An 11,379-nucleotide genomic window follows, 5' to 3' on the forward strand; every position below is an offset into this window, starting at 1 on the left:
TAATTTTTATCATGCCAAAAATCTTAAACTTAACTAGGAGGGTATTTTCTGTTGTTCCTACAAAAAGAACATATGAATTAGACTTTCCAGATAAAGTTAAACAAGATCAAAATCTCTTAAAATTAGCTGCAGGACTTGGAACTAATCAAAGAGTAGAAAAGCTAGAAGAAGCAATAGGAACAGCAGCTTGTGACGCTGTTTCATATGTAGACATTAATTCTGGCTTCTTAATGAAAGAAGGTGAACCATTTATTGGAAATGCCCAGTTACCAAATCTTCCTCCTACGGCAAATGTAATGGGTTTATTTTTAATCAAGGTGGGGGAAAATAATGAATTAGTTATTGAAGGAGCATCTATTGATGCTGATAAGAGAACACTTAAAGAGCCACCTTATGATATAGAAAAATCAAGAGCTGAAATGTACCAGAGATATAGAAAGAAAGGAATATTTTTACAAATTCCTTCCCAAAATCTTGTAATAAATCTACAGAGCTTTTCTTTTCATACTCCCCAAAAAAAGAAGATAGAAATCAATTTCAATTTAGATGCAGAATCCAAAAGGAATCTCTGGTATATAGCTCAAAAAGCAGGTGATAAGAAATTAATAGAAAGAATGGCAAGAGTTATCGAAGCATCAGCTCGTGAAGCAATTACTATTATTGAAAATGTAACTCCCAAAGGAGAAAATTTTTTAGCAAATCCATTTCTTATTGGTCCAGCTCCGATAGATAACTTACCTGAACTTGGTGCTGTATGTTTATTTCAATTCTTAAATCCAGAAAAGAATGGCAAACTAATTTGTGATAAACTCCAAGTCTATGTATAGATGAAACCAGGTGTTGGAAATAATTACCTGACTAATTTTAATTTAGCTTTCTTTCTACAATTCTATAACCTTCTAAAACTGCATCTTCTATAAAATCTATAAAATGTTTTTATGTTCTTTTTGCTTTTTTTTAATGAATTGTTTCTTTGCTTCTTTTATATTTTCACTTTTGCTTTCTTCACCAGTAAGTTCAGTATAAAGTTTATTTATTTTCTTTTTAAGATTTTCACGCGGGACAGCTCTGTCATTTAGCCATCTGTTTAAAGCTGCAAAAGTAACTTCTAATCTTCTAGCTATTTCATCCTGATTTAGGCCAGTAACTTTTTGAATTAACTTAATTTGTTCTTTGTAATTCATATAACTATATATAGTTTCTAAATCCTGAGAACTATATATAGTTTACCACTGCGAGGTTTTAATTCTCAATTCTTACCTCAGTGCCTCAACTCCACCAACAATTTCAGTAAGCTCCTGAGTAATAGCAGCCTGCCTGGCTTTGTTATAGACAATAGTTAGGTTATCAATTAATTCTTTTGCATTTTTTGTAGCACTTGACATTGCATTCATACGACTTGCAAGCTCACTACAATTAGCTTCTAACAAAGCATGAAAGATAACGTTGCTTAGATATAAAGGAAGTAAATATTCTAGGACATTATTTAATGATGGTTCAAATAAGACAAATCCATTGTCTCTTTGCTGGTTTACCCCTTCGCCGGTTCGTTCCTCAACAATTGGTAAAAAATGTTTTACATAAACTTGATTTCTTAACATTGAAATAAAATCTGTTCCAATGATTTCTACTTGATCAACGTTTTTACTTATAAAAGCATTCTCTGCACTTGATGCAATTAAATTAGCTAGTTCTACTGAAGGAATTGCTGGAAGTTGAGTAAAGCTTTCTATTATTTCTACTTTTGCTCTTCTAAAAAAATTATTTGCTTTGTTTCCAACAAGAATTAATTTTGATTTTACACCAGCTTGTTCAAGCTCAAGAATTCTTTGAGTAGTTTTTTTAATTATGTTTGTATTGTAACTGCCACAAAGTCCTCTGTCAGAGCTAATTACAATAATTGCTAAAGCTTTTACTTCTCTTTCATTCATTAATGGTATTTCTTTCTTATCAAGAGAAGATATTGCACTTACTGTTCTTAGTGCAAAGTCACTTACCTTTTGAGTATACGGTCTTGAATTTAAAACCCTTGTTTGTGCTTTTCTAACCTTACTTGCAGCAACCAATTTCATTGCTTGAGTAATTTTTTGAGTACTCTTAATAGACTTTATTCGAACTTTTATGTGTTTTAAATTAGGCACATCAGATATTATAGCTGTAGAAGCTAAGTGCTAAAATAATTTTGTAATTGTATGAATAAGAAACAGAGAAAAATTTTTATTCTTCTTTACTTCCTTGCTTTTCTGCTTCTCTGTCTCTCACTAGAGTCATATTCGCAAACTAATGCAGTAAAAAAATATGATGAGTTAATAAATCCACCTTTGCAAGTTTCACCATCTCCTCTTCCTGAAATTCCAGCAAATGATGAATTAGTTTTGCTTTTACCAGTACTTGACAGTACGCTTTATAAGGATTGGGTGCTTTTTGAAAGTCCTCAAGTCTGGAAAGCTGGTAGTGAAATCCCTTTTTATTTATTAGATAAACAAGATATTTTATATGAATCAGGTATAGAAAAGGTTTTAAAAGTTTCTTATAAACAAGAATTGTCCACGGTAGAAGTATTAATTTATAAGTTTAAAGATCTTGCGGGTGCTTATAGTGCTTATACAATCTTTCATTATGGTGAAGTGTCAAAACTTAAGGTTGGCAGAAACGTTACTGAGTCAAATAAGTTACTAAATTTTTGGAAAGGGAATTATTATATAGATATTCATGCACTAACTGAAAATGATGCTACCTCTAAAGAGTTTATAATTTTGTACAGCCAAGATAGCTCTAAAAACATACAAGCTGAAAAATTACCGCCAGTTGTTGCCATTCAATTACCTGCTTTGTATCGTGTTCAGGGTTCAGAGAAATATTGTTTAGGAGAAATATGCTGTAAAAGATTTTTAGCAAATAATGATCTTGATATTGATTTTTCCAATTTAAACATAAAAGAATCAGAAGGAATTATTAAAGCAGAGTATCAACTTTCTGAAGACATTAAAGATAAAGACAAAGATACTATTCAACTACTCCTTGCTCGTTATATAAAAAAAGAGACAGCACAATCCGTGTTTAATTTATTAGAAGAAAAATTTGAAAAGAAAAAAATGGACATGGATATAGATGACTCAACAGTTATAATAAAAATTAAAAAGGATGATTATTTGCTTTTTAAACAAAAGGGTAATTTACTAGCTATTGCTTATGCTGTAAAAAATAAAAAATCAGGAGAACAAATCCTTAAGTTGGTTCCATGGCCTATTGAAATTACAAAGCCTATAGTTCTGCCTACAGAAAAGTAAAAATTAAGGTACAATTTTATTGTGACACTAACTGAACAAAAACAAAAAAGAGTTGAAACACTAGAAGAAGCTATAATTAGATTTGCTGGTGATTCTGGTGATGGAATGCAACTTACTGGTGGTCAATTTACAAATGCAACTGCAATTGTAGGAAATGATTTAAGCACATTTCCAGATTTTCCAGCAGAAATTCGTGCACCTGCTGGATCATTAGCCGGGGTTAGTGCTTTTCAAATTCATTTTAGTAGTAAAGATATTCATACGCCAGGTGATATTCTTGATGTTCTTGTAGCAATGAATCCAGCTGCCCTAAGAACAAGCTTAAAAGATTTAAAACCTGGTGGAATGCTAATTATAAACTCAAATGCTTTTACAGAAATAAATTATAAGAAAGCTGGATATGAGACAAATCCACTGGATGATAATCTTAGTCAAAAACATCAAGTTTTTCCAATTGAAATTTCAAGGCTTACACAACTTGCTCTTGAAGGTATGAACTTGCCTGGTAAGTTAATTGATCGCAGTAAAAATCTTTTTGCTCTTGGCCTTATGTACTGGCTTTATTCAAGGCCAATGGAACCAACAATTAAATGGTTAAATAAAAAATTTGCTGACAAACCAGAAATATTAGAAGCTAATTTAAAAGTTCTAAAAGCAGGTTATAACTATGGAGAAACAACTGAAACTTTTATTTCAAATTTTGAAATTAAACAAGCAAAAATTACACCAGGGAGATATAGAAATATTACAGGAAATGAAGCAACTGCTCTTGGACTAATTACTGCATCACAATTAAGTGGGCTTACAGTATTTTTAGGAAGCTATCCAATAACTCCTGCAAGTGATATTCTTCATGAGCTTTCAAAATACAAACATTTTGGAATTAGAACATTTCAAGCAGAAGATGAAATAGCTGCAATTGGAGCTGCAGTAGGAGCCAGCTTTGCAGGTGGACTTGGTGTAACTACAACAAGTGGCCCAGGTGTATGCTTAAAATCTGAATTTATTAACTTAGCAGTAAAAACAGAACTGCCATTAATCATCTGTGATATTCAAAGAGGTGGACCAAGCACAGGACTACCTACAAAAACAGAACAAGGTGATTTGCTTCAGGCAATGTTTGGAAGAAATGGAGACAGTCCGCTCCCAATACTTGCAGCAGCTACCCCAAGTGATTGTTTTGATACCATGCTTGAAGCAATAAGAATAGCAATAAAATACATGACACCTGTATTTTTTATATCAGATGGTTATCTTGCAAATGGTTCTGAACCATGGAGAATACCTCAACTATCTGAATTATCAAAAATAAAAGTAAACTTTCGAACTAAAGTGGATGGTTTCTTCCCTTACCTTCGTGATGAAAAAACTTTAGCAAGGCCTTGGGCAATTCCTGGAACAGCTGGGCTGGAACATGTGCTAACTGGTGTAGAGTCAGAACAAACAACAGGAAGAATTAGTTATGATCCAGTTAATCACGATGCAATGGTAAGAATTCGTGCTAGTAGGATTGCTCAAATTGCAAATGATATTCCTAATGTAACAATAATATGTGGTGAAAAAAAAGGTGACTTGTTGATTTTAGGTTGGGGTAGTACATTGGGAGCTATTAATGAAGCAACAGAAAAATTAATTAAAGAAGGCTATAAAGTTTCTAATGCTCATCTTAGATGTTTAAATCCATTCCCCCAAAACCTTGGAGACATACTACAAAATTACAAAAAAATCTTAATACCAGAAATTAACTTAGGCCAATTGAAGTTATTAATTAGAGCCAGGTATTTAGTTGATGCTCAGGGATTTAACATTATAAGTGGACAACCACTTAAAGTAAATGCAATTGTTGAAGCAGCGGAGGAGCTGCTAAAAACGTAACGGCGTAACGGCGAGAGGGGGAGAGAACAAACTATAGGGCAACGGAGAGACGACGAAAGGGCATAGGACAATAAAGAGAAGATGGTAATAAACGAACCACAAGAATATACAAGGGCAGATTTTGAATCAGAAAATGATATCAGGTGGTGTCCTGGTTGTGGAGATTATGCAATTTTATCTGCCCTTCAAACTGTTATGCCAACACTTGGAATACCAAAAGAAAAATTTGTTTTTGTTTCAGGGATTGGTTGCTCAAGCAGGTTTCCACATTATATGAATTGCTATGGTTTTCATACAATACATGGCCGGGCACTTACAGTTGCAACAGGAGTAAAATCTATAAGCCCTGATCTTTCTGTCTGGGTAGCAACGGGAGATGGTGATGCATTAGCTATTGGTGGCAATCACTTTATACATGCAATTCGCAGAAATCAGGATCTTAAAATTCTTTTGTTTAATAACAGGATTTATGGTTTAACAAAAGGACAATACTCGCCAACTTCTGAACTTGGCAAAAAAACAAAATCAACCCCCTTTGGTTCAATTGATAATCCAGTAAATCCAATTTCAATTGCAATTAGTGCAGGTGCAACTTTTGTAGCAAGAACAGTAGATAAAAATGTTAAACACATGGTAGAAGTTTTTAAGAAAGCAGCAGCACATAAAGGAACTGCATTTGTTGAGATTTATCAAAACTGTTTGGTGTTTAATGATAATGCATTTCGTGATTTCACAGAAAAAGATCTTAAAGATGATCATTCTGTTTATTTAGAAGACGGTAAACCACTTGTTTTTAAGAAGAACCATGATAAAGCAATTAAACTAAATGGTTTTCATCCTGAAATAATTGATGTAGCAAATGGAAGCATGAAAGATGCACTAATTTATAATTCAAAAGTTGAAGACAGAGGTCTTGCTTATGTAATTGGCCAGATGGGTGTTGAAAATGAAGAATTCCCAGTAGCATTTGGAATCTTAAGACAAGTTATACAACCTACTTATCAAGAACGTTTATTTGAACAAGAAAAAATCGCAAAAGAAAAGAAACCAAGAGCATCTCTAGAAGAAGTATTAAATGCTGGTGATACATGGGTGGTTAATTCAAGATAATCAGTAGAGGCTTGTCGTGGCAAGCCTCTACATGGGTATATGGATTATAGAGAATTGGAGAATTGAAAATTGAAAATTTATAAAAAATTTGTAAATCTCTCTCTTTTATTTATTTTCTTAACTCATCAATCTGCACTTGCTGCATTTGATGTTAAAGGAATTCCTTTATTTAATGATGGAAATATTTGTGTAAATAAACTACAAGGAGATACTACAACAACTACTGGTTTAAATTTATCGAGCTTACAGTCAAGTTCAGAAAGTGTTCAGTCAAATATTAGTAGCTCTGGTGGTTCATTATGTGATATGGTGCCTTTTTTTGTTGGAGGTGCAAAACTAACTACTACAAACGGAATAACTGTTCAAGCTGATCCAGTTGTTCAAGGACTTGGGAGAGGAATTTTAATTTCAGAAACAGCAGGGAATACAAGTGGAGTTACAAGTTCTGGTGAACCTACAGGTTTTAATTCACTTGTATCTCGTTTAGGAGGATTAGCCATTACAATTTTTGAAATTAGTTTACCAATAGGGTGTGATGTTATTGATGATGACGATGACATTGTGGGTGCAAGTTCAAATCTATCTCTCCTTAATGATTTTTCTTTTCCTACTTGTACTTCTACTAATGGTTTAGCTATTGATTGTAATGCAGCAAGTGGACTTTTAACTGCTGCTAATGGTTTAGTTCCAGCAACTAGTTCTACACCAGCAAAAATTAGGTTTGTAATTACTTCGTTTAATACAATAGCTGATGTAAATATGATTGATTCTATTTTAATTAAACTTGATTCACAAGATATTTTTTGTCCAAGTGATGTAACTGGGCCTCTTACTGCAACTATAACTGCACAAAATGCAATTAACAATCCAACGATGACTGAAACATTAGGCACTGCTGATCTTGGCACACCAAGTGCTGCAGCAAAGATTAGTTATGCTACAGATACTGCTACTTCACAAAAGGGTGAAGTTTCAACAAATGAAGTTAGTACTACTCCAGTTTTAATAGGTGGATCTAGTACGACAAGTAACATTATTCAGATAGAAGAACTACATAATGAAAGTATTCCAGTAGGTGGTTTTTCTTCTCCTGTTTTGATAAATCCATCTGTATCTTCTAATGCAGAAAATAATACAGTTAATTTATGGCTTATTCCAACTTCTACTACTTTGTTTTCAAAAGTACCAAGTGCTTCAGATATTACTTTTTCTGATAATTCATTTATTGTTAATTCAGAGCCTTACATAGTTAAAACAAATTCAGATGATTTAAATGCACCATTTGGGACATTAGTAATTTCTCTTAGAAAAAATCCTACTGGCACCAATCCAAGAACAACTAAAACAATAATTAAAATTAAAAATCTGCTTTTAAGTTCAGCAAGTACTACCGATAAAGACTCCACTATTTCTTTAGCTTTTTTTGAGCCAGTTTCAGGAGCCATTATAAATGTGCCTGGCGGGCTCTCAGTAAACAATTCCACAAATCCATCTAACCCACAGAACTTTTCTTCATTTGCAGTTGATTCTACTCGTGCACTTGCACAAAATGTAGTTGTTGGTAGTGCAGTTAATGAAGCAACAGCAGCATTACAAATTACTACAAATGCTGATTTAGCTAGTTTAACTTCCAGAGACACAGCATTAGGTACTCCGCAAATTGTAGATTTTACAAAAATAATTTCATCTCTAACAGCACCAGACACAAATAAGATCATGGTAACAATTGCAAATTCAATATTGGCAATTAATGCAGAAAAGGGTGCTTCAATAAGTGGATCAAAAATAAAAATTGAATCTTTTGCAAAGGATTCAACGACTGCATTTGATTCAGTAACTATAACCAGTGGTAAAGATGGAGCATTTACTGCAAAACTTCAAGCAGATTTTTCAAAAGGAGATGTAACTTTAAATTTCGTCCAGACTATAAGCAGTGCTAATAGTTCTTTGTCAACAAAATTAATTCCAAAACCATCTACTGTAAGTTCTGGGCTAAGTTGTGATAAAACTGTTTGTGGATGTGATGATATAAATTGTATTCCTACTGTTTCTTCACTTACAGCATATATTAGTAATAACGGTGGCCTACCTGAAATTATTTCAAAGGGTGGAGGTATATTGCAAGAAGTAATTAATTCGGCAAAAAAAGCATTAGGATTATCCTAGCAATGCTGCGATATAATCATAACCATGTGTGGCATTATTGGTTATGTGGGTGACAAAGGAGTAATTCCTATATTGCTTGAGGGTTTGCGCTCTCTTGAGTACAGAGGATATGATTCTACTGGAATTGCTATTTATGAAAACAATGACTTAAATGTTATAAAGTCTATTGGTAAACTTTCTAAGCTTGAAGAGATTTTAAAAAATGGGAAAAATTGTAATAGTACAAATGGTCATGTAAGTTGTGGTATAGGGCATACCAGATGGGCTACACATGGTGAACCTTCAGATATTAATGCTCACCCACATTTTGATCATGATGAAAAAATTGCAGTTGTTCATAATGGAATAATTAGAAATTATCAAGAGGTAAGAAAAGGGCTAGTTAATCTAGGAATAAAATTTTTAAGTGAGACTGATACAGAAGTAACTGTTCAATTAATTGCTAGTTATTTAAAAAGTTCAAAATCTATTCTAGATGCTATTTGTAAGGCAGTAAATGAACTTGAAGGGAGCTATGCACTTGCAATTATATTTAAAGATGAACCAAATAAAATTTATGCTGTAAGAAAAGAATCTCCACTTGTAATTGGAATTGGTAAAAAAGAAAATTATCTAGCAAGCGATTTACCTACAGTAAGTCGTTTTGTTGATAAAGTTATACGACTTGGTGATAATGAAATTGCTGAGATTACAAGCCATAAAGTTGAGTTTTTTAATTTTTGTGGTGGAAAAGTAAAAAAGACTATTCAGATTGTTACTAAGACGCAGGATTTTTTAGATAAAAGAGGTTTTAAACATTATCTTGCAAAAGAAATTAATGAACAAGCAGATGTAGTTTCTAATTTACTAAGTAATTTTTTGCAGGCAAATAAGATTCAGTTTAATCATTTAAGTTTGGATAAGGAGTATTTAAAGACTGTAGATCGCATCCTAATTCTTGCATGTGGTACAGCTTATCATGCAGGATTAGTTGGTAAGCATGTTATAGAAACTTTAACAGGGCTTCCAACAGAAGTTCAATTTGCAAGTGAGTACTTAAATTCAGCAGTACTGCTTACACCTAAATCTCTTGTAATTGCTATAAGTCAATCAGGTGAGACAGCAGACACTCTTTCAGCTATTAAGAAAGCTATAAGCAGTGGTGCTAACTTAATAGGTATAACAAATAGAGAAGGATCAGCTTTAACCGATCTTTCAAAAGAAAATTTAATTATAAGCAATGCTGGTGTTGAAGTAAGTGTTGCTGCAACAAAAACTTTTATTGCTCAAATTACTGTACTTTATTTATTAGCTATTTATATCTCTGAGTTCCGAGTTCTGGATTCCCACCTCCAAAATATAAAACAAGACCTCCGAGCAATTCCAAGGTTAATTGATCAAACACTTACTCGAGCAGAATACTATCAGGAACAAGTTACAAAATATGGAGATAAAAGAGATTTTGTTTTTATTGGAAGAGGAATAAATTATCCAATTGCACTTGAGGCTGCATTAAAATTAAAAGAGTTAAGTTATATTCATGCAAGTGGTTATGCTTCAGGTGAGATGAAACATGGCCCAATTGCAGTTTTAGATCCAAATGTTCCTGTTGTTTCAATTATTGTTCCAGGCGAGACTTATGATCGTGTTCTTCAAAACAGTGTAGAAGCAAAAAGTAGATCTGCACCAATGATTGCAGTTGCTTGTGATGGTGATAAAAAAGTTGACAGTGTTTTTAATACTGTTTTACACATACCACTTGTATCAGAAATACTAAGTCCATTTTTAACAGTAATACCCATGCAATTTTTAGCTTATTACATAGCAGAATATTTAGGAAGAGATATTGATCAACCGAGGAATTTAGCTAAATCGGTAACAGTAGAATAGCTAAGATATAATATTCTTATGTTTAACAATCTTTTATTAAAAGCCTTAAACCATGAAATTGTTCCAAGACCACCAATTTGGTTAATGAGACAAGCAGGAAGATATCTTCCTGAATACCAGAAAATTAGATCTGAAATTAGTTTTTTAGAGCTATGTAATAATCCTGAACTTGCAGCAGAAGTTAGTTTGCAGCCTTATAAAAGGTTTAATACAGATGCAGTAATTGTATTCTCGGACATTTTACTTCCAGCACAAAGAATGGGACTGGAGCTTGAGTTTACTGAAGAAGGGCCGAAAATAAATAATTTAATTTCTTCTGAAAAAGATATTAAAAAATTACAGATCCCACTTGCAAATGAAGAAAATTATCCTACTTTAACAGCAATAAATATCTTAAAAAAAGAAATTGGTAAAAAAGTCCCAATAATTGGTTTTAGCGGAGCACCATGGACATTGTTTTGTTATATGACTGAAGGTTATAGCTCTAATAATTTTAACTGTACAAAACAATTTTTATATTCAAGTCCAAAGTTAGCACATGAGCTACTAAGCAAAATTACAAATACTTTGTTTTTATATTTAACTATGCAAGTAAACTCAGGTGCAAGTGTCTTACAAATATTTGATACTTGGGCTGGAGTACTATCTCTTGATGACTATAAAACTTTTGCCTTGCCATATTTAAAACACTTACTTAGTGATTTAATGCCTCTTAAAACACCAATTATTTTATATTCAAATAATTCAAATCACCTTTTACCAAAAATATCTATGTTAAAGGTTGCTGCATTAAGTTTAGACTGGAGAAGTAATTTACAGGAGATAAGAGATAGCTATGGTTCAAGCATTGGGATTCAAGGTAATTTAGATCCAGCAGCTTTACTTACAGATCAAACAATAGTTCGTGAGAAAACTAAAAACATGATCCAATCAATTAAAAACTGGCAAACAGGTTACATTTGTAATCTTGGACATGGAGTTTTACCAGTAACACCAGTTGAAAATGTCCATGCAATGATTGATACTGTTTTTGAATTTGCAAATGAACCGGTGATGGCATTATGAATAA

The 11,379-nt window shown here is 32.8% G+C and carries 9 protein-coding genes; 7 read left to right on the forward strand and 2 right to left on the reverse strand.

Translation table 11 applies throughout. The features are described 5' to 3' along the window. Nucleotides 1-11: 11 nt before the first annotated feature. A complete protein-coding gene (locus HYY52_08400) occupies nucleotides 12-827 on the forward strand; it encodes a hypothetical protein (GenBank protein MBI2996705.1) in 816 nt (271 codons plus the stop codon). 96 nt (nucleotides 828-923) lie between these two features. Here the strand turns inward: HYY52_08400 and HYY52_08405 are convergent, their stop codons facing one another. Both HYY52_08405 and atpG read right to left on the reverse strand, forming a co-directional pair. Beyond that, entirely contained in the window at nucleotides 924-1,184 is a 261-nt protein-coding gene (locus HYY52_08405; protein MBI2996706.1) for a helix-turn-helix transcriptional regulator, read from the reverse strand. Nucleotides 1,185-1,256: 72 nt separating this feature from the next. Next, a complete protein-coding gene (gene atpG / locus HYY52_08410) occupies nucleotides 1,257-2,141 on the reverse strand; it encodes an ATP synthase F1 subunit gamma (GenBank protein MBI2996707.1) in 885 nt (294 codons plus the stop codon). Nucleotides 2,142-2,192: 51 nt separating this feature from the next. Between atpG and HYY52_08415 the strand changes: the two genes are divergently transcribed. The 6 genes from HYY52_08415 (at nucleotide 2,193) to hemE (ending at nucleotide 11,375) form a co-directional block, all read left to right on the forward strand. Continuing rightward, a complete protein-coding gene (locus HYY52_08415) occupies nucleotides 2,193-3,290 on the forward strand; it encodes a hypothetical protein (protein MBI2996708.1) in 1,098 nt (365 codons plus the stop codon). A 105-nt stretch (nucleotides 3,291-3,395) separates the two neighbouring features. Next, nucleotides 3,396-5,165 carry a 2-oxoacid:acceptor oxidoreductase subunit alpha gene (locus HYY52_08420; GenBank protein ID MBI2996709.1) on the forward strand — a complete coding sequence of 590 codons (1,770 nt, stop codon included), beginning with the start codon at nucleotides 3,396-3,398 and terminating at the stop codon, nucleotides 5,163-5,165. An 81-nt stretch (nucleotides 5,166-5,246) separates the two neighbouring features. Beyond that, nucleotides 5,247-6,275 (forward strand): 2-oxoacid:ferredoxin oxidoreductase subunit beta, encoded by a 1,029-nt coding sequence (locus tag HYY52_08425; GenBank protein ID MBI2996710.1) that lies wholly within the window; start codon nucleotides 5,247-5,249, stop codon nucleotides 6,273-6,275. Between the two features lie 69 nt (nucleotides 6,276-6,344). Then, nucleotides 6,345-8,441 (forward strand): hypothetical protein, encoded by a 2,097-nt coding sequence (locus HYY52_08430; protein MBI2996711.1) that lies wholly within the window; start codon nucleotides 6,345-6,347, stop codon nucleotides 8,439-8,441. 24 nt (nucleotides 8,442-8,465) lie between these two features. Then, on the forward strand, nucleotides 8,466-10,310 hold the full coding sequence (glmS, locus tag HYY52_08435) for a glutamine--fructose-6-phosphate transaminase (isomerizing) (protein ID MBI2996712.1): 1,845 nt from the start codon (nucleotides 8,466-8,468) through the stop codon (nucleotides 10,308-10,310). Nucleotides 10,311-10,328: 18 nt separating this feature from the next. Next, on the forward strand, nucleotides 10,329-11,375 hold the full coding sequence (gene hemE, locus HYY52_08440) for a uroporphyrinogen decarboxylase (GenBank protein ID MBI2996713.1): 1,047 nt from the start codon (nucleotides 10,329-10,331) through the stop codon (nucleotides 11,373-11,375). The last annotated feature ends 4 nt before the right edge of the window (nucleotides 11,376-11,379 follow it).

It is taken from the genome of Candidatus Melainabacteria bacterium, from assembly GCA_016193285.1.
Lineage (GTDB): Bacteria > Cyanobacteriota > Vampirovibrionia > 2-02-FULL-35-15 > 2-02-FULL-35-15 > JACPSL01.

Bases quoted from the DNA above. Each gene is read 5' to 3' on its own strand.
- HYY52_08425 (MBI2996710.1), top strand. From the start codon at position 5,247: ATGGTAATAAACGAACCACAAGAATATACAAGGGCAGATTTTGAATCA.
- HYY52_08400 (MBI2996705.1), top strand. From the start codon at position 12: ATGCCAAAAATCTTAAACTTAACTAGGAGGGTATTTTCTGTTGTTCCT.
- HYY52_08420 (MBI2996709.1), top strand. From the start codon at position 3,396: ATGCAACTTACTGGTGGTCAATTTACAAATGCAACTGCAATTGTAGGA.
- HYY52_08415 (MBI2996708.1), top strand. From the start codon at position 2,193: ATGAATAAGAAACAGAGAAAAATTTTTATTCTTCTTTACTTCCTTGCT.
- HYY52_08405 (MBI2996706.1), bottom strand. From the start codon at position 1,184: ATGAATTACAAAGAACAAATTAAGTTAATTCAAAAAGTTACTGGCCTA.
- hemE (MBI2996713.1), top strand. From the start codon at position 10,329: ATGTTTAACAATCTTTTATTAAAAGCCTTAAACCATGAAATTGTTCCA.
- glmS (MBI2996712.1), top strand. From the start codon at position 8,466: ATGTGTGGCATTATTGGTTATGTGGGTGACAAAGGAGTAATTCCTATA.